The sequence below is a fragment of the Duganella sp. GW822-FHT06D06 genome (assembly GCF_058799615.1).
Genome location: NZ_JBXALQ010000021.1, coordinates 1 through 18,447, shown reverse-complemented (window position 1 = coordinate 18,447; position 18,447 = coordinate 1). Strand labels below are relative to the sequence as shown.

General features: G+C 65.1%; 18 protein-coding genes and 1 pseudogene. 15 read left to right on the top strand and 4 right to left on the bottom strand.

The window, feature by feature from the left end; genetic code table 11:
* Position 1: 1 nt before the first annotated feature.
* The 4 genes from AC1RMD_RS27190 (at position 2) to AC1RMD_RS27175 (ending at position 4,948) form a co-directional block, all read left to right on the top strand.
* The gene (locus tag AC1RMD_RS27190) at positions 2-2,206 is read left to right on the top strand and encodes a two-component system response regulator (protein ID WP_492931290.1); all 2,205 of its coding nucleotides are present in this window, start codon (positions 2-4) and stop codon (positions 2,204-2,206) included.
* A 22-nt stretch (positions 2,207-2,228) separates the two neighbouring features.
* Positions 2,229-4,010 carry a DUF885 domain-containing protein gene (locus AC1RMD_RS27185; protein WP_492931288.1) on the top strand — a complete coding sequence of 594 codons (1,782 nt, stop codon included), beginning with the start codon at positions 2,229-2,231 and terminating at the stop codon, positions 4,008-4,010.
* A gap of 70 nt (positions 4,011-4,080) precedes the next feature.
* Positions 4,081-4,341 (top strand): hypothetical protein, encoded by a 261-nt coding sequence (locus tag AC1RMD_RS27180; RefSeq protein ID WP_492931286.1) that lies wholly within the window; start codon positions 4,081-4,083, stop codon positions 4,339-4,341.
* 226 nt (positions 4,342-4,567) lie between these two features.
* Positions 4,568-4,948, top strand: a complete 381-nt coding sequence (locus AC1RMD_RS27175) for a DUF945 family protein (protein ID WP_492931476.1) — start codon at positions 4,568-4,570, stop codon at positions 4,946-4,948.
* Here AC1RMD_RS27175 and AC1RMD_RS27170 read toward each other — a convergent pair.
* Positions 4,919-6,238, bottom strand: coding sequence for a reverse transcriptase family protein (locus tag AC1RMD_RS27170; RefSeq protein ID WP_492931284.1), 1,320 nt, complete (start codon positions 6,236-6,238; stop codon positions 4,919-4,921). The two genes, AC1RMD_RS27175 and AC1RMD_RS27170, sit on opposite strands and share 30 nt — an antisense overlap.
* A 327-nt stretch (positions 6,239-6,565) precedes the next feature.
* Here AC1RMD_RS27170 and AC1RMD_RS27165 point away from each other — a divergent pair, with 327 nt between their 5' ends.
* Positions 6,566-7,921, top strand: coding sequence for a DUF945 family protein (locus AC1RMD_RS27165; RefSeq protein ID WP_492931282.1), 1,356 nt, complete (start codon positions 6,566-6,568; stop codon positions 7,919-7,921).
* A 3-nt stretch (positions 7,922-7,924) separates the two neighbouring features.
* Here the strand turns inward: AC1RMD_RS27165 and AC1RMD_RS27160 are convergent, their stop codons facing one another.
* Together AC1RMD_RS27160 and AC1RMD_RS27155 are read right to left on the bottom strand one after the other, a co-directional pair.
* The gene (locus AC1RMD_RS27160; protein ID WP_492931280.1) at positions 7,925-8,818 is read right to left on the bottom strand and encodes an NAD-dependent epimerase/dehydratase family protein; all 894 of its coding nucleotides are present in this window, start codon (positions 8,816-8,818) and stop codon (positions 7,925-7,927) included.
* A 102-nt stretch (positions 8,819-8,920) separates the two neighbouring features.
* On the bottom strand, positions 8,921-9,616 hold the full coding sequence (locus AC1RMD_RS27155) for a PEP-CTERM sorting domain-containing protein (protein ID WP_492931278.1): 696 nt from the start codon (positions 9,614-9,616) through the stop codon (positions 8,921-8,923).
* Positions 9,617-9,801: 185 nt separating this feature from the next.
* Here AC1RMD_RS27155 and AC1RMD_RS27150 point away from each other — a divergent pair, with 185 nt between their 5' ends.
* The 8 genes from AC1RMD_RS27150 to AC1RMD_RS27115 are packed head-to-tail and all read left to right on the top strand — an operon-like array spanning position 9,802 to position 15,435.
* Complete coding sequence (locus AC1RMD_RS27150) at positions 9,802-10,659, top strand: urease accessory protein UreD (RefSeq protein ID WP_492931276.1); 858 nt, start codon at positions 9,802-9,804, stop codon at positions 10,657-10,659.
* A 20-nt stretch (positions 10,660-10,679) separates the two neighbouring features.
* Positions 10,680-10,982 carry an urease subunit gamma gene (locus AC1RMD_RS27145; RefSeq protein WP_161046610.1) on the top strand — a complete coding sequence of 101 codons (303 nt, stop codon included), beginning with the start codon at positions 10,680-10,682 and terminating at the stop codon, positions 10,980-10,982.
* Between the two features lie 11 nt (positions 10,983-10,993).
* The gene (locus AC1RMD_RS27140; protein ID WP_492931273.1) at positions 10,994-11,320 is read left to right on the top strand and encodes an urease subunit beta; all 327 of its coding nucleotides are present in this window, start codon (positions 10,994-10,996) and stop codon (positions 11,318-11,320) included.
* A gap of 1 nt (position 11,321) precedes the next feature.
* Positions 11,322-13,022, top strand: a complete 1,701-nt coding sequence (gene ureC / locus AC1RMD_RS27135; protein WP_492931271.1) for an urease subunit alpha — start codon at positions 11,322-11,324, stop codon at positions 13,020-13,022.
* Between the two features lie 17 nt (positions 13,023-13,039).
* On the top strand, positions 13,040-13,543 hold the full coding sequence (gene ureE, locus AC1RMD_RS27130; protein ID WP_492931269.1) for an urease accessory protein UreE: 504 nt from the start codon (positions 13,040-13,042) through the stop codon (positions 13,541-13,543).
* Positions 13,543-14,223, top strand: a complete 681-nt coding sequence (locus AC1RMD_RS27125) for an urease accessory protein UreF (RefSeq protein ID WP_492931474.1) — start codon at positions 13,543-13,545, stop codon at positions 14,221-14,223. Before ureE ends, AC1RMD_RS27125 begins: the two co-directional genes overlap by 1 nt.
* 13 nt (positions 14,224-14,236) lie before the next feature.
* Positions 14,237-14,881 carry an urease accessory protein UreG gene (gene ureG / locus AC1RMD_RS27120; protein WP_492931268.1) on the top strand — a complete coding sequence of 215 codons (645 nt, stop codon included), beginning with the start codon at positions 14,237-14,239 and terminating at the stop codon, positions 14,879-14,881.
* Complete coding sequence (locus AC1RMD_RS27115; protein ID WP_492931266.1) at positions 14,878-15,435, top strand: HupE/UreJ family protein; 558 nt, start codon at positions 14,878-14,880, stop codon at positions 15,433-15,435. The genes ureG and AC1RMD_RS27115 overlap by 4 nt, the downstream gene beginning before the upstream one ends.
* Before the next feature lies 1 nt (position 15,436).
* On the opposite strand, the gene AC1RMD_RS27110 is transcribed toward AC1RMD_RS27115, so the two are convergent.
* A complete protein-coding gene (locus tag AC1RMD_RS27110; RefSeq protein WP_492931264.1) occupies positions 15,437-16,057 on the bottom strand; it encodes a 1-acyl-sn-glycerol-3-phosphate acyltransferase in 621 nt (206 codons plus the stop codon).
* 171 nt (positions 16,058-16,228) lie between these two features.
* Between AC1RMD_RS27110 and AC1RMD_RS27105 the strand changes: the two genes are divergently transcribed.
* Positions 16,229-17,602, top strand: coding sequence for a sigma-54 dependent transcriptional regulator (locus tag AC1RMD_RS27105; RefSeq protein WP_492931262.1), 1,374 nt, complete (start codon positions 16,229-16,231; stop codon positions 17,600-17,602).
* Positions 17,603-17,851: 249 nt separating this feature from the next.
* A pseudogene (locus AC1RMD_RS27100) lies at positions 17,852-18,447 on the top strand (hypothetical protein); the annotation flags it as partial.

The following is an 18,447-nucleotide window of genomic DNA, read 5'->3' as shown; positions in this document are numbered from 1 at the left end:
CATGCATCGGGATTTGTCGGAACAACACACCAAGGGCGAAGTGCTGATCGTGGAGGACACGCCGGCCTCGCTCAAACTGCTGAGCGACCTGCTGACGGAAGCCGGCTACTACGTGCGCCAGGCGCCCAACGGCGAGCTGGCCCTGTGGACCGCGCAGTCACGTCCGCCGGAACTGATCCTGCTGGACGTGCGCATGCCCGGCATCGACGGCTTCGAGGTGTGCCGCCGCCTGAAGGCCTCGCCGGAGCTGAGCCAGGTGCCGGTGATCTTCCTGTCGGCCCAGCATGACACCGACGACAAGGTGCGCGGCTTCGCGCTGGGCGCGGTCGACTTCATCGCCAAGCCGTTCCAGGCCGAGGAAATCCTGGCCCGCACCGACGCCCACGTGCGGCTGGGCCGCGCCCAGCAGGCGCTGGCGGCCGAACGCGCCTTGCTGGAGGAGCGCGTGATCGAGCGCACCACCGAGCTGGCCGCGCTGGCCGCGTCGCTGGAAAAGGAAGTCGAGCAGCGCCGCGCCAACGAAGAATTCATGCGCCTCTCCAGCCAGGTGTTCGAGGCGAGCCAGGACGCCATCGTGGTCACCGACGGCGATGCGCGCATCGTCGCCACCAATCCCGCCTTCACCCAGATCTCCGGCTACAGCGCGGAAGAGGTGGTGGGGCAGAGCGTGGCGCTGCTGCACGCCGGCGAGCCGGACGCCAAGTCCTTCGAGCTGATGGCGCAGTCGATCGCCAAGACCGGCCACTGGTCGGGCGAGATCCTGGCGCGCCGCAAGAACGGCGACACCTATCCCGGCCTGCTGAGCGCCTCGGTGGTCAAGGACGAGCAGGGCCACGTGATCAACCACGTGGCGGTGTTCATGGACCTGACCGAGCGCAAGGCCGAGCAGCACCTGATCGACTTCCTGTCCAACCACGACGCGCTGACCGGGCTGCCGAACCGCCTGCTGGCGCGCCAGCGCTTCGAGCAGACGCTGGCCGCGGCCAAGCGCGAACACCGCTGCGTGGCCGTCATGTGCCTGGACCTGGACCGCTTCAAGAGCATCAACGACTCCTACGGCCACGACGTCGGCGACAAGGCGCTGCAGGTGGTGTCGAAGTTCCTGACCGAGGCGGTGCGCGAAGGCGACATCGTGACCCGCCAGGGCGGCGACGAATTCCAGATCATCGTGCCGGACGACGCCCAGCTGGGCGCGACGATGGCGCTGGCGCAGAAGATCCTGGGCGGCCTGCGCAAGGAGCTGATGATCGACGGCCAGCAGATCACCGTCACCTCCAGCATCGGCATCGCCGTCAGCCTGACCGACGGCGACAGCTTCGATGAGCTGGTGCGCAACGGCGACACGGCGCTGTTCCGCGCCAAGGAAATAGGCCGCGACAACTACGCCTTCTTCACCGAGCGCATGGACGCGGAAATCCGCGACAAGCTGGCGATCCAGGGCCAGCTGCGCGGCGCCATCGCGCGCGACGAATTCGAGGTGCACTACCAGCCGCAGATGTGTTTGAAGACCGGCGCCATGCTGGGCGCGGAAGCGCTGCTGCGCTGGGATAACGCGGTGCTGGGCAAGGTGCCGCCGAACCGCTTCATCCCGCTGGCCGAGGAGTATGGGCTGGTGAATTCGATCGGCGAATGGGTGCTGGAGAGCGTGTGCGCGCAGATCAAGGTGTGGCACGACCAGGGGCTGGGCGATATCAAGGTGTCGGTCAACCTGGCGGCCGGCCAGTTCGCCAACGACGCCACCGTGCCGTATGTGGAAAGCACGCTGCGCAAGTTCGGCGTCGCGCCCGAGTACCTGGGCCTGGAAATCACCGAGGGCACGGTGATGGGCGATCCGGACAAGGCGGTGGCGGCGCTGCGCCGCCTGAAGGCGATCGGCGTCAGCGTTTCGCTGGACGACTTCGGCACCGGCTATTCCAGCCTGAGCTACCTGAAGCGCTTTCCGATCGACGTGCTGAAGATCGATAAATCCTTCGTCGACGACGTGACCACCAACGCCAACGACGCCGCCATCGCGCTGTCGGTGATCTCGCTGGCGCACAACCTGAACATGCGCGTGATCGCGGAGGGTGTGGAAACCCGCGAGCAGGTGCAGTTCCTGACCGAACGCGGTTGCGACGAGATGCAGGGCTACTTCTTCAGCCGCCCCGTCAGCGCCGAAGCCTTCACCGCGCTGCTGCGCGAACACCGCAACTTGTTGGACATGTAATCAACCCTTCCCCTGGAGTGTTATGGAAAAGAAGTTCAGCGCCGCCATCGCCGGCGCATGCATGCTGTTAGCCGCAGTCACCGCCGCCGCCCATGCCGCTCCGGCGCCGGCCATCAAGCCCGGCCCCGCCGACGCGCAGTTCAAAGCCATCTACACCCAGGAGTGGAAGTGGCGCATCAGCCAGAAACAGGAAGAGGAAGAGGACGACGACAATGGCGTCTCCGCGACGCTGCCGCGCATCGACGCCGCCACCCAGGCCAAGCGGTTGGCGTACTGGCAGGGCGTGATGAAGAAGCTGGACGGCATCTCGCAGGACCGGCTGTCGGCGCCGGAGCGCATCAACTACCAGGTCTACAAGGCGCAGATCGCCGCGCTGATCGCCAGCCAGGTGTTCCGCGAGTACGAGAAGCCGTTGAACGCCGATTCGGCCTTCTGGTCCAACATGGCGTCCGGCGCGCGCAAGCCGCTGACCAATGAAAAGCAGTACCAGGACTATCTGAAGCAGCTGACGGAGACGCCGCGCTACTTCGGCGAAGAGATGGACAATATGCGCGCCGGCCTGGCGCGCGGCTTCACGCCGCCCAAGGTCACGCTGATCGGCCGCGACGCGTCGATCACCTCCGTCACCGACGCCAAGACGCCGCAGGACACGGTGTTCTACCTGCCGTTCAAGACCATGCCGGCCACCATGCCGGCGGCGCGCCAGGAAGCGCTGCGCGCGGAAGGCGTGAAGGCGATCCAGGCCTATGTGCTGCCGTCGTACGCCAAGCTGCTCAAGTTCATGCGCGAGGAGTACGTGCCGAAGGCGCGCGAGTCGCTGGCGGCCGAGAGCCTGCCGAACGGTAAAGCCTACTACCAGTCGAAGATCGTCGAGTTCACCACCACCACGATGAGCGCGGACCAGATCCACAAGATCGGCCTGAGCGAAATGGCCAAGATCCGCGCCGAGATGCACGACGTGATCAAGCAGACCGGCTTCGAAGGCGACCTGCCGGCCTTCCTGCAATTCCTGCGCACCGATTCGCGCTTCTACGCCAAGACGCCGGAAGAGCTGCTGATGCGCTCCGCCTGGGTCACCAAGAAGTTCGACGCCAAGGTCGGCCAGTACTTCGGCTACCTGCCGCGCCGCCGCTTCGCGGTGATACCGGTGCCGGACGACCAGGCGCCGTTCTACACCTCGGGCCGTGGCGGTCCGGGCGTCTACCTGGTCAACACCTACAACCTGCCGGCGCGCGCGCTGTACTCGATGCCGGCGCTGACGTTGCACGAATCGGCGCCGGGCCATGCCTTCCAGATGCCGGTGGCGATGGAGCAGAAGGGCCGTCCGCCGTTCCGCAACGCCTACATCTCGGCCTATGGCGAGGGCTGGGCGCTGTACTCGGAGCGGCTGGGCGTGGAGATGGGCATGTACGAAACGCCGTATGAGGTGTTCGGCATGTTGAGCTACCAGGCCTGGCGCGCCTCGCGGCTGGTGGTCGACACGGGCGTCCACAGCAAGGGCTGGACCCGCAAGCAGGCGCAGGACTACCTGCACGACAACACCGCGCTGTCCGACCACGAGATCGAAACGGAAGTGGACCGCTACATTTCGTGGCCGGGCCAGGCGCTGTCCTACTACCTGGGCGAGATGAGCATCATCAACGCCCGCAAGAAGGCCGAGGCGGCGCTGGGGACCAAGTTCGACATCCGCGCCTTCCACGACACGGTGCTGCAACTGGGCTCGGTGCCGCTGCCGGTGCTGGAGGCGCGCATCGATACCTTCATCGCCGAAGGCGGCAAGAGCCCGTATCCGAACCTGGACTAGGCTGATCGTTCTAATGTGACAAAGCGTGTATTTCCGGAAGAAGTTGGGCAGGTAGAATCGCTGCCCCACAATGACCAACTTCTCCGGACACGCGTTGAAAAAATCCCTACTCGCAGCAACCTTCGCCAGTGCCTTGTTGGTACATGCGGCAACCCCTGCCGCGCCATCCAAATCCATTTTTGTCCCGACCCTCGCCGCCGCCGGCAGGGAATTGAGCGCAGCCATGGGCGGCCAGCGCGATGTGGTGAAAAAGATGGAGCCGTACTCAAAGTTTGAGTTTTCGCCAGAGTTGCGTCCCCGGCTAAAACCAACAAATCCGGCAGCTTGTTGAACAATAGAGGAAGCTGGCCGTCACTGTCGATCACCGGCGCCTCCGGCAGTTTCGTGGTAAAGGATATGAGCTTTGGCTTGGTATCGTCGTCCGGCAAGGATGGTGGCTGGTACGGCCATGGCGGACTCAAAGTTGGTTCCGCTGTCCTGCGTTCGGCGGCGCCTGACGGGGCAATCAAAGAAACGCTGCGCGTTGAGGATATCGCGTCCAGCGTTTTGCCAAGAACCTGATCATCGGCGGCGCCGGCCTGGTGATCGACGACATCAGCGCCAGCTATCGCGGCAACAAGGCATCGATCAAGGGGCGCGTCGATTTCAACAAAGTGGTGGAGGCTGATTTCAGCGCGCCGTTGGCGTTGGTCAGGAAGATCGTGGCCCGCTTCGATGTGCGCCTGCCGGTCGGCATGGCGAGCGACCTGTCGTCCGACATGGTGATCGGCAAGCTGCTGAACGAGCGCTTTGCAGTGATGGAAAAAGGCGAACTGCGGTCCACCATCGAAATCAAAGGCGGCAAGCTCACTTTTAACGGCAACACCGTGCCGTTGCCGGGTGTGCCGGATGGTGACCTCGCAAAAGCTTCAATCTGGCCAGGTAACGGTGTCCAATAGTCGTTGCAGCCTGACCGCGCGATTCGCGTTGACCATCTTCACGAATGAAATCCTGCCCGCCAGGTAGGCGCGAAAGTCGGGATGATGATCGCGGTTTTGGGACGCAGGGCCGTGGCGTGCGCAGTTGGTCAGCGTGGCCTTCAGTTTGTCGTACTCGTCGCGCGCGATGTTGGGGTGGGCGTTGACCACAACGCCTGTCAACTGCTGGCGCGTTCCTTCGCGCATCAGCCGCGTCTTGCGGGTGTTGATGCGGAAGCCTTCTTCGAGCGCTATCGCGGCGACCTGGATGTGAAAGCGTTCGGCCGCGCGGGCAAAATCACGATCGCCGGAAAATGCCAGGTCGTCGGCGTAGCGGCTGTACGTGGCGCCAAGCGAACGCGCCAGCGCTTCCAGCCGCATGTCGAGCCGGTAGGCGCACAGATTGGCCAGGGCGGGCGAGCATGGGGAGCCTTGCGGCAGGTGGGGTGACTTCAAGGCCTGGCGCTCGGCCCACTGAAGTGAACTGGCTTCTTGGAAAACGCCTTGCGGTGCGCGGTTCACGCAAATGCGTGCCAGCGTTCCGGCGACCGCTGGCGGGTAGTCCAGTTTCTCAAACAATGCGTGGATGCGCGCGAGTTGTATGCTCGGGAAAAAATCCTTCAGGTCCATGCGGATGACGGTGTTCCGGCCCGCGTGCAGCGCGGCGTGCGTGACGCAGGAGTGGCCGCGCCGAAAGCCATGTGCGGCGGCATGCGGCGGCAGGCGGTCAAGTATGTGGCGCAGTATCTTTTGCTGCAGACGGCGCAGCCGCGCCTTGGGGATCTCGATCAGGCGCAGGCCGCCGCTGCGTTTTGGCACCCACCGGTAATGGTAATGCTGCAGGGGCGATTGCCGGTCGCCCGCGAGGCGCCATTGGTCGGCGAACCAATCGAGCGCGCCCACCGGTTCGTCCAGCCAGGCGGCCAGGGCGCCAACCGTTGGCAGTTGCGGCAGCGCGAGCGCGGCGACCCACGCGGCCTGCGGAGGACGTAAGGGCGGGTCGATGCAATAGCGCCGCACTTTTGGCAGTGCCATCGCGTCCGGCGCATCGTCGTTCTCAAGAAGCTGCAGGAGAATGTGGGCGATCTCGTGCCGGCTAAAATAATGGAAGTTGTCGCCGGTCCGTTCAATGAGCGCTGCGCAAACCCCGGGCACCCATAGCGGCGACATATCGAAAACACGGCCGCAGGCTGAGATCAGGCTTTCCAGGCTGCGGTCGGAAGCGAGCATCGTGTCGGCCAGCGCCAACACGGTAAGTTTTTCGATATTCATGTGTGGTGAAAAGGGGCGGAGAGCCTTCAACGAGTCTCGTGATGCGTGAGCTGTCTTGCGTGGTAACGCAACGCGGCTCATGCGGCGAAGTGCTGAACATTTGATATCCCACGGGGTAGCCCCGTGGAGGCTGTCCCTGCACGCGGCAAAGACAGGCCGGCTTGAAGGATCCGCCCCGTGCACACGGTAGCGGAGTTTTAGTTAAAAATCAACCGCGGATACAAGCTAACCGATCTGTAATTCGACGGTGACAATGCGTGTATTTCTGCACGACTCGTAGTGTGTAGAATCTCGGCCCTACCATTACCATCCTCTTCAGGCAGCACGTTGAAAAAATCGATACTCGCAGTAGCCATCTCCGGCGCCTTGCTGGCGCATACGTCCATCCAGGCCATCGAGCAGGCGCCGCCTTCCCAGGTCGTGTCGCCGGCACCGGCCACGCCGGTTAGATCGTCCTTTATCACGACCATCGCTGAAGCGGCCACTGAATTGACCGAAGCGATCGGCCGGCAGTCCGACATGGCGAAGCAGTTGGAGATCTATTCGAAGTTCGAATTCTCGCCTGCGCTGCGGCTCAAGCTGAAAGACGTCTTTGGCAGCGAACGGCCGTTCCCGGTTCAGCGCACCAATGGCCCCAAGGGCCAGATCACATATGCGTCGAAACTGAAGGCGCATAGCTACCTCGACGAACACGCTACGGCGTTTTCGTGGGCCGAGCTTAACGCCAAGACTGTCGTCAGCAAAGGCGGGACCGTGCTCGATACCAGCGCGACCTGGCCGTCGGTTTCCCTCGTGGGCACCACGGTCGGCGTCGCGATCGACAACATCAGCGTGGACTTCAAGCACACGCGCGCGAAGAACGGCCTTTGGTACGGAAAGGGCGGTATCAAAACCGACTCCATGGTGATACGTGGCGTCACGCCTGGCACGCCGGAAGCCAAGGAACTGTTCCGCGTCGAAGGTTTTGCCACCGGCGCCAGCACCACGCTGCGCGGTAAGCTGGTCGACCTGTCTTCCGGCTTCTCGATCCGGTCGATCATCTTTGGCGACGACCGCGTCGAGCGCGTCAACGTCGGCGTGCGCATGGTGAATATGCCGGAGCAAGCGATGGCCGATCTGGATCGAGAGTTGCGGCAGGCGCAAAGCAGCAGCCTGCCGGCGGACGCCCAGGCTGAGGTGATGTTGAGGACCATGAAGTCGTTCGGCAAGAACGCATTGACGGCTGGTTCCAGTGTGATCATCGACGATATCAGCGCCAGCTATCACGGCAACACGGCCTCGATCAAAGGCCGCGTCGATTTCGACAAAGTGGTGGACGCCGATTTCAGCGCGCCGATAGAACTGATCAAGAAGCTGATCGCGCGTTTCGAGGTGCGCCTGCCGGTCGCGATGGTGAACGACATTTCGCGCATGGTGGCGGCCAAGCAGGTGCCCCCTGCGACGCCCGATGTCGCCGGACAAATCGATACGGCGGCCAAGAACATCGCCGGCATGGTGGTCGGCAAGCTGCTGAACGAGGGCTTTGCCGTGATGGAGAAGGGCGAGCTGCGTTCGACCATCGAGATCAAGGGCGGCAAGTTGACCTTCAATGGCAAGGTGGCGCCGCTGCCGGGCATGCCGGAAGGTGATCTGGTGCAGGTCTATCAGCGCGCGCAAATAGCGCGGGCGCCTGCCAAGCAGTAAGCCCTAGCGCAGCATGTCGCCCGCGATCCAGTCCAGCACTGGCGGGCGATGCGGCTTCCAGCCCAGCTGCGCGCGGGCCCGTTGTCCGCGCACGCGGCTATTGCAACCCAGGCCGTACGAGGCCATTTCATATCCCCATTCTTCCTTGGCTTGTTCCAGCGGCCAGTCCTGCGGTTCGCCCAGGTGCAGTGCGTGGGCGATGGCGGTGGTCATGTCGCGGAACGACGCCTCGCCGCTTTCGACGAAATAGAACGCGCCCGCTTCGGTCTTCTCCAACGCCAGCAGATACAGGTCGACCACGTCGTCGATGTGGACGTTGGACCAGATATTCAAACCACGGCCCACGTGGCGCACGATGCCGCTCTTGCGGGCCTGCTTGAGCAGGCGTGGCAGCTGCACGCTGTCGCGCGGCAGCGCGCCGTGGCCGTAGATCAGCGTATTGCACAGCACCGCCGAACGCACGCCTTTGCCGGCGGCGGCCAGCACCAGGTCGTCGATGGCGACGCGCGCGGCCTTGTCGGCGGTGGGGGCGGGGAGTTGGTCTTCGAAGTAGATGCGGTCCGTGCTTTCGCCGCCGGCGGCGTCGCCGACGATGCTGGAACCGCTGGTGTGCAGGAATACCTTGCCGGAGTCGGCCAGCGCTTCGATGAAGGCTTCAACGGCGGCGCGGTTGTCGCTGCTGGCGGCGTTGATGACGGCGTCCGCCGCCTGCGCCTGGGCGATCAGCAGATCGCGGTCGTTCAGGGTGCCGACCACGCCGGTTACGCCGATGCTGGCCAGTTCCGCCAGCTGTTCCGGCTTGCGCACCAGGCCCGTTACCTGATGGCCTGCGCGTACCAGTCCCGCTGCGATCGAACCGCCGATGAAACCTGCTGCGCCAGTGACGAATACTTTCATGCTGTGCTCACTTAATCAAATCGAGAAGCACACAGTATGAGGATGAACGCCGCGCGCAAATAGCCCGCGCGGCGCAAAGTACTCTTGATTGCCGGTCAAATATTAGGCTTGAACCTTGCGCTGTTTGCGCTTGGCGACCACGCCCAGCAGGGCCAGTCCGCCCAGCAGCATGGCGTAGGCGTCCGCTTCCGGCACAGGTGCGGCGGCCACGGCGAAGGACAGGTTGTCGGCGTAGCCGTCGTTGTAGGAGCCGGCTTCGCGGGCCATGGTCAGCGTGATGCCGACGGTGAACGCACCGACCGGGATGTAGCCTTGCTTGTCGCTCAGCAGCAAACCAGTGTGGTTGGCGCGATCGGTATTGGAGACAGGGCCGAGGCTGACCCGGGTCAGCGCATTGCCGCCGCTGCCGAAGAAGGTGGCGGTCAGCTTGGCGTTGTCGTTCTGCGATTCATAGCCACCCAGCCAGGCCGACAGGTCGTAGCGCGATGCGCCGGTGTTGATCGCGGCGCTCAGCGACGACAGGTCGATGGTCTGGGTTGCACTCGACAGCGAGCTACCGTCGCCGCCGGCGAAGAAGTAGGTGCCGCGGTCGGACGGACCCGAATCGGATGGGGATGGGAAGCCGCCGCCAGCGCCGTATTGGACCACGGTGAACGCCGACGAAGTGTTCCAGCCCGAGGTACTGCCGGATTCGGCATTGCCGTTGGCGATCAGGTTGGCGCCGAAAGCGGTGGCGTGTGCGGCCGGAGCCAGTGCCAGGGCAACCGCCGCAGCGGCGGCAAAAGTCGAGAAGCGCATTGCTTGTCCTTAAACGGAAAATGAGAAAAGGTGATTATTTTACAAGCAAAATTGGCAAAAGTAAAACCTCGCGCTGGCTTGGCGTGCACCGTCTCGGTGCGCGGGAGACGCTTTGGTGCGAAAAATGTCATGACGGCGGATGTAGCCCGTGATTCAGCTGGCATGACGCTTGCATTACGTCAGGCATGCCCGATACCACCGCCTCCAGAGAACTCGCCGCCGGCCACAGCGCCTGGCAGGCCAGCCTCGCCCTCGGTTTTGCCGACGATGGCGGCGTCACGCGGCTGTTCGACAATCGCCACTATGGTCCGCTGCGCGTGCAGAAGGCGCTGTACCCGGAGGACGCCAAGGTGTGCCACGCCATCGTGGTCCATCCGCCGGGCGGCGTGGTGGGCGGCGATCAGCTGTCCATCGAAGTCGGCGTCGGCGCGCAGGCGCATGCCTTCCTCACCACGCCCGGCGCCGCCAAGTGGTACAAGGCCAACGGCCAGGTGTCGCGCCAGAGCGTGCGCCTGACCGTGGGCGCAGGCGCCGCACTCGAATGGCTGCCGCAAGAAACCATCTTTTTTGATACCGCTAACGTGGTGCTGGAGCAGCACGTCGAACTGGCCGCCGGCGCCACCTACATCGGCTGCGAGATCCTTTGCATGGGCCGGCGCGGCTCCGGCGAAACCTTCAACACCGGCACCGTCACCCAACGCAGCAGCATCCGCCGCGACGGTCGGTTGATCTGGTGGGAGCAGGGCGCGATGCTGGGCGGTCGGCTCGACAGTCCGCTGGCGCTGAACGGCAAGACCGTTTGCGCCACGCTGATCGCCGCCGGCAAGCAGCTCGGCGCCGCCGTGCTGTCCGAGATCCGCGCCGATATTCAAGCCGACGGCGACCACGTTTTCGGCGTTACGCAAACCAAGGGCGTGCTGGTCGCGCGCCATCTGGGCGACGACAGCGAAACCGCGCGCCGCCTGATGCTCACCGTCTGGCGCCGTTTGCGCCCACACCTGCTGGACCGCGCGGCCGTCACGCCGCGCATCTGGCAAACCTGAAGGTTAACCTGAGAAACACCATGGACCTGACACCAAGAGAAAAAGACAAGCTGCTGATTTTCACCGCCGGCATCGTGGCGGAACGCCGCCTCGCGCGCGGCCTGAAGCTGAACTATCCGGAAGCGGTGGCGCTGATCACCTGCGCCATCATGGAAGGTGCGCGCGACGGCAAGACCGTGGCGCAGCTGATGTCCGACGGCGCCCGCATCCTCACCCGCGCCGACGTCATGGAAGGCATCCCCGAAATGATCCCCGACATCCAGGTCGAAGCCACGTTCCCCGACGGCAGCAAGCTGGTAACCGTCCACAACCCCATCCCTTAAAGGAGGTCATCATGATCCCAGGCGAATACATACTCGAAGAGGGCGAGATCGGCCTCAATGAAGGCCGCGCCACCGCGACCGTGGTGGTGACCAACCAGGGCGACCGGCCGGTGCAGGTCGGCTCGCATTTCCATTTTTTCGAAGTCAACACGGAGCTCAAGTTCGAGCGCTGGAAGGCCTACGGCATGCGGCTCAATATCGCCGCCGGCACCGCCGTGCGCTTCGAGCCGGGCCAGCAGCGCACGGTGGAACTGGTGAAGCTGGGCGGCGATCAAAAGGTCTACGGCTTCAACGGAAAAGTCATGGGCAAGCTCGATCCCAATCCACAGAAGGGCTGACATGGCTACAATCTCGCGCCGCGCCTACTCGGAAATGTTCGGTCCCACCAAGGGCGACCGCATCCGCCTGGCGGACACCGAACTGTTTATCGAAATCGAACACGATTACGCCACCTATGGCGAAGAAGTCAAATTCGGCGGCGGCAAAGTGATCCGCGACGGCATGGGCCAGTCGCAGCGCGTGGCCGCCGACGTGATGGACACGGTGATCACCAACGCGGTGATCATCGACCACTGGGGGATCGTCAAGGCCGACATCGGCCTGAAAAACGGCATGATCGCCGCCATCGGCAAGGCCGGCAACCCGGACATCCAGCCGAATGTGACGATGGCCATCGGCGGCGCCACCGAGATCATCGCCGGCGAAGGCATGATCGTCACCGCCGGCGGGGTCGATACGCACATCCACTTCATCTGCCCGCAGCAGATCGAGGAAGCGCTGATGAGCGGCGTGACCACCATGATAGGCGGCGGCACCGGTCCCTCGGCCGGTACCTCGGCCACCACCTGCACGCCGGGACCGTGGCACCTGCACTCGATGCTGGGCGCGGCCGACGCCTTCCCGATGAACCTGGGCTTCCTCGGCAAGGGCAATGTGTCGCTGCCGGAGCCGCTGGAGGAGCAGGTGCGCGCCGGCGCCATCGGCCTGAAGCTGCACGAGGACTGGGGCAGCACGCCGGCCGCCATCGACAACTGCCTGTCGGTGGCCGACCGCATGGACGTGCAGGTGGCCATCCACAGCGATACGCTCAACGAGGGCGGCTACCTGGCCGACACGCTGGCCGCGTTCAAGGACCGCACCATCCACACCTTCCACACCGAAGGCGCGGGCGGCGGCCATGCGCCGGACATCATCGCGGCGGTGGGCGAATCGAACGTGCTGCCGTCGTCGACCAATCCGACCCGCCCGTTCACCGTCAACACGCTGGACGAGCACCTGGACATGCTGATGGTCTGCCATCACCTCGACGCGGCCATCGCCGAGGACGTGGCCTTCGCCGAATCGCGCATCCGCCGCGAGACCATCGCGGCCGAGGACATCCTGCACGACATCGGCGCGATCTCGATGATGTCGTCCGATTCGCAGGCCATGGGCCGGGTCGGCGAGGTGGTGATGCGCACCTGGCAGACCGCGCACAAGATGAAGGTGCAGCGCGGGCCGCTGGCGCCGGATTCGTCGCGCAACGATAACTTCCGCGTCAAGCGCTACATCGCCAAGTACACGATCAACCCGGCCATCACGCACGGCATCGCGCATGCGGTGGGTTCGCTGGAAGTGGGCAAGATCGCCGACCTGGTGCTATGGAAGCCGGCCTTCTTCGGCGTCAAGCCGCAGACGATCCTGAAGGGCGGCATGATCGCCGCCGCGCAGATGGGCGATCCCAACGCCTCGATCCCGACGCCGCAGCCGGTGCATTACCGGATGATGTTCGGCGCCTTCGGCGGCGGCTTGAAGAAGTCGTTCACCTTTGTCTCGCAGGCGGCGTTCGACGCCGGCATCGGCGACCAGCTCAAGTTGAACAAGACGCTGATCGTCGCCAGCAACATGCGCTCGCTGCGCAAGTCCGACATGATCCATAACGGCGCCACGCCGAAGATGAGTGTCGATCCCGAAACCTATGAAGTGCGCGCCGATGGCGAGCTGCTGATCTGCGAAGCCGCGGCCACGCTGCCGATGGCGCAGCGCTACTTCTTATTCTGATGAATTTTTGATGACCTATGCTGACACTGCACACTAAAATCCCGAGCGCGGACACCATCGCCGCGCAGCTGGTGCTGCCTTACGAACTGCGCGAGAAGTGCCGTCTGCGGGCCACGCTCGATACCGGCGAGGAGGTCGCCGTGTTCACCGTGCGCGGCACCGTGCTGCGCGACGGCGACCTGCTGACCGGCGAGGACAAGCGCGTGGTCAAGGTGGTGGCAGCGCCGGAGCCGACCTACAAGATCACCTGCGCCGATGCGCACACCTTGCTGCGCTGCGCTTTCCACCTGGGTAACCGCCACACGCAGGCGCAGGTCGGCGACGGCTACCTGCGCATCCGCGCGGACGCGGTGCTGAAGGAGATGCTGGCCGGGCTGGGCGCGACGGTGGTGGAGGAGAAGGCCGCCTTCGAGCCGGAGTCCGGCGCGTATGGCGGCGGTCACGGGCACCACCACGATGGCAATCCGCTGGCGCCGATCCCGCTGCGCCAGAAGATCCACCGTCCCGGCGATCCCAAATGATGCAAGCCTCGGCGCTGCTCAACCTCCTGCAGTTCGCCAGTCCGGCCCTGCCGATCGGCGCGTACAGCTATTCGCAGGGACTGGAGGCGGCGCTGGAAACCGGTATCGTCCACAACGCCGGCACCGCGCGCGCCTGGATATTGCGCCATCTGCATGAAGTGGTGTCGCAGTGGGAGGCGCCGGTGTGCTGGCGTCTGATGCAAGCCTGGTCGCGGCGCGACTGGCAGGCCGTGTCCGAATGGAGCGAGCGTTTCATCGCCTCGCGCGACAGCGCCGAGTTCCGCGCCGAGACCATCCAGATGGGCTACTCGCTGACCAAGCTGGTGGCGGAGCTGGGCATCGTCGACGCCGAGATGCTGGCGCAGCTGCAGGGCCAGGCGGAAGTCGCCTTGCCGACCGCCTTCGCCTGCGCCGTCGCCGCGCTGGACATCCCGCACGATGCCGCGTTGCTGGCGATGCTGTTCGCGTGGGCCGAGAACCAGGTGCTGGTGTGCGTCAAATCCGTGCCGTTGGGGCAGGTGGCGGGCCAGCGCATGTTGCTGTCGCTGCGGGCCGACCTCGAAGCCGCCGCCCGCCACGCGAAAACCGTCGCCGACGATGACATGAGCAACTGGGCGCCGGGCCTGTCGCTGCTGTCGATGCAGCATGAGGTGCAGTACAGCCGTTTATACCGATCTTAAAGAGAGAACCATCATGACACCAACTTCCAATCCCCTGCGCGTCGGCATCGGCGGCCCGGTCGGCTCCGGCAAGACCGCCTTGTGCGAGATGCTGTGCAAAGGCATGCGCGACCAGTTCGACATGGCCGTCATCACCAACGACATCTACACCAAGGAAGACATGGAGATCCTGCTGCGCGCCAACGCGCTGCCGGCCGAGCGCCTGATGGGCGTGGAGACCGGCGGCTGTCCGCACACGGCGATCCGCGAAGATGCGTCGATCAACCTTGAAGCCATCGCCCGCATGCAGGCCGACTTTCCCAATCTTGACCTGATACTGGTTGAATCGGGCGGCGACAACCTGGCCGCCACCTTCAGCCCGGAGCTGTCGGACCTGACGATCTACGTGATCGACGTGGCCGGCGGCGAGAAGATTCCGCGCAAGGGTGGGCCCGGCATCACCCGTTCCGATCTGCTGATCATCAACAAGACCGACCTGGCGCCGCACGTCGGCGCCGACCTCGATGTGATGGCGCGCGACGCCAGGCAGCAGCGGGGCGCGCGGCCGTTCGTGTTCACCAATCTGCGCAGCGGCGACGGCGTGGCCGCCGTCATCGATTTCATCCGCGAGCAAGGCTTGCTCGGCCAAACTCCACACTTTGCAAAGGAAATCCAATGAAGAAGCAACGCATCGCGGCGGCAGCCGCACTGGCACTGGCCTGCGCCGCCGCAGCGGCCCACCCGCAAACGGGCGGCGCGCACACTCACGGCTTCTTTGACGGTTTCGTTCATCCGTTCACCGGCCTCGATCACTTGCTGGCGATGCTGGCGATGGGGATCTGGAGCGCGCGCCAGTCCAACGCGCAGTGGTTGCCGGCGACCTTCCTCGGCATGATGCTGTTCGGTGTGCTGACCGGCGTGGCGGGCCTGGCGATCCCCGGACTGGAAATCGGCATCGCGCTGACGGTGGCCTTGATGGGGGGGCTGATCGCGGTGGCTGCGCGCTTGCCGGCGGCGCTGGGGGCGTTGATGGTCGGCGCGTTCGCGCTCTTGCACGGCAACGCGCATGGCCACGAACTGCCGGAGGCGGCCAGCGCCATGGGCTTGCTGGCTGCCAGCGCGCTGCTGGTCTATGGGGGAAGGGTGCTGGGCCGTGTCAGTCCGGCGCTGGCGCTGAAGCTTTCCGGCGCCGCGATCGCCGCCACCGGCGTGATGCTGGTGGCGACGGCTTGATCTAGTCGCGCGTCTCGGTGCGGCGTTCCTGCAGCACGATGGGCGCCGCGTTGGCCGGATACAGGCCCTGGTGGCCGTCGAAACCGGCGCGGATGGCGGCCAGGTCGGTCTCCTGGTCGCCGGTCAGGAACACATGGTCGACCAGGCCCAGCGTCTTGTTCGGATAGTCGATATACACCAGCACCAGCGGCACCTTGGCCTCCAGCGCCAGATGGTAGAAACCGCTCTTCCAGTTGGGACGATAGCCGCGCGTGCCTTCCGGCGTGATGCCGACCCAGTACCAGTCGGCTGCATTCATGCGCTGCGCCTGCAGCTTGATGGTGCCGCTTGGCGTGCCGCGTTCGACCGGCTCGCCACCCATGGCGCGGAACCATTTGCCCAACACCGGCAGTTTGAACAGCGAATCCTTGGCCAGCCAACGGAACGGCAGGTTCAGCGCCCATTTGCCGAACAGGCCGATCATGAAATCCCAGTTGGACGTATGGGGATAGATCACGCAGATGCCGCGTGGGCCGGGCAGTGTGCGAAACAGCATGCGCCAGCCGAACAGGCCCAGGACGCGCAAGGCCGCGCGCTGGCCCCAGCCCGGCAGATCCGCCGGCTTCACTCGATATTCGCTCATGTACTTGATCCCGTCGTTATTATTAACTTACTTCACTATTGACAGGCTGGCGTACCCCTCGTCAAAAAAACTGCGCAGGCATTCTATCTGGACGCCGAGGGCGCGGCAAGCTACTTGTGTTTGCTGAAATTGAAAGATTGAACTTTTCTCACGCCGTGCCGTCCAACGCTGATGACGAAAAAAACCATACTCTGCCTGGCACTCGGGAGTCCCGTCTTACCGGACACGCTCAACGCCGCAGTAGAGGGATGGGAAGTATACAGTGCGGTGACGCTGGCCGAGGCGCGCCGCCAGTTGAAGGAGCGCCCCATGCTGGTGGGCGTGCTGCTGGTGGAGGCGCATGACGAGCAGTCGTGCGCCGCGATGGATGGCTTCCTGCACGAACACTGGGATGTGCACTGGGTGGCGGTGCTGCATGCGCCGGCGCTGGAATCGCCGGCCTGGCGTCAGCTGGTGCACGACCACTGCGGCGATTTTCACACCTTGCCGCTGGATGCCCAGCGGCTGCGGCATACGCTGGGCCACGCGCTCGGACTGGCGGCGTTGCGCCGGTCGCAGCAGGGGCGCGGCGTCGCCCAGCAAGAGCCGGCGTTGACGGGACAATCGGTCGCCATCGCCAGGCTGCGGCGGCAGATCGTCAAGGTGGCGGGCGCCAGCGCGCCGGTGCTGATCTGGGGCGAGAGCGGCAGCGGCAAGGAGCTGGCGGCGCAGGCCGTCCACGCGCATTCGCCGCGCCGCGACGGGCCGTTCGTGCCGATCAATTGCGGCGCGATTCCGGCCGCGCTGATCCAGTCCGAATTGTTCGGCTATGAGCGCGGCGCCTTTACCGGCGCGGCGCGCGAGAAGCGCGGGCTGATCGAGACGGCGCAGGGCGGCTCTATTTTTCTCGACGAGATCGGCGACCTGCCGATGGAGCTGCAAGCGAACCTGCTGCGCTTCCTTCAGGAGAAGACCATCTACCGCCTGGGTTCGACGCGCAGCATCGCGGTCGACGTGCGGGTGATCGCCGCTTCGCACGTCAACCTGGCGCAGGCGGTGGCGCGCGGCGCCTTCCGCGAGGACCTGTATTACCGGCTCAACGTGCTGGCGCTGGATGTGCCGCCGCTGCGCGAGCGGCGCGAGGATCTGCTGCCGCTGGCCGAACAATTCTTCCACACTTATTCCAGCGAGCGGGCGCCGCGCGTCAAGGGCTTCAGCGGCCGCGCGGCGCAGGCGATCCGCGACTACGACTGGCCCGGCAATGTGCGCGAGCTGCTCAACCGCGTGCGGCGGGCGATGGTGATGGCCGAGGGCCGGCTGATCCTGCCGCACGACCTGGGCCTGAGCGCGGAGCCGGCGCCGCGCATCGCCGCGCCGCTGGACGACGCCCGCATTCGCGCCGAGCGCGACGCCATCGACGCCAGCCTGCAACGGGCCGGCCGCAATATCACGCTGGCGGCGCGCGACCTCGGTGTCTCGCGCATGACGCTGTATCGCCTGCTGGCCAAGCACGGCATGGCGGCGCCGTCGCGTGCCTGTTACACCGCCGCGCCACCGTCCAAATAGGGGATGGCGCTGGGGCGCGCGGCGTGGCGCTGCTGTCGCGCTGTCACATCGGTGTTACGTCCAGCGCCGGGCGGCGTGCGGCGGCGAGCGCTGTGGTTCAGCGGCTGGGTTGAATTGTCCCGTGTTTTCAATGGTTTGCGCGCGTGGCGCCGGCGCTGGCATCAAGTTTGCGAATGAGGGGATGGCCGGGAGATCGGTCCCCTGGCACCCATTCAATCAACCGTACAACTTGTTAGGTAGGGAGCAGCTATGAATAAAACATTGATCAGCGCGGCCATCGCGTTGGCGTTTGGCGCAAGTGCAGCGTATGCGCAAACCACGCCGCCGCCGACGACGGCGACCACCCAATCCGGCGCCGGCGCTCACGCGAGCGACAACGCTACTGCGCGTCAGGACAGCAGCAGCGACAAGAATAACAGCACCGGCAGCGCGACCGCCAGCCAGATCGGCGCGGCGGCAGCCAACAACGGCGCCACAGCCACATCCTCGCTCACTAATGCGTACAACCAATCGACGGCCACCGCCACCAGCACCCTGACCGGCACCGTCAGCAACAATACCGTGGAAAACATCGGCAACAATGCCACTAACAGCGCCGGCACCACGGGCGGCGCCGGCGGCGCCGGCACCGGTGGTGCGGCCACGGCGGGTGCGGCCACCGGCACTGGCGGCCTGGGCGGCAATAGCGCCGGCGGCAATGGCGCGGCTGGCGGTTTGGGCGGCAACGCCACCAACGGCAGCGCCACTAATGCCTCGCCCTCGGTGGGCGCCGTCAGCGGCGGCGCCGGCGGTGCCGGCGGCGCCGCCAGCGCTGCGGCCAGCGGCTCGGGCGGTGCGGGTGGCGC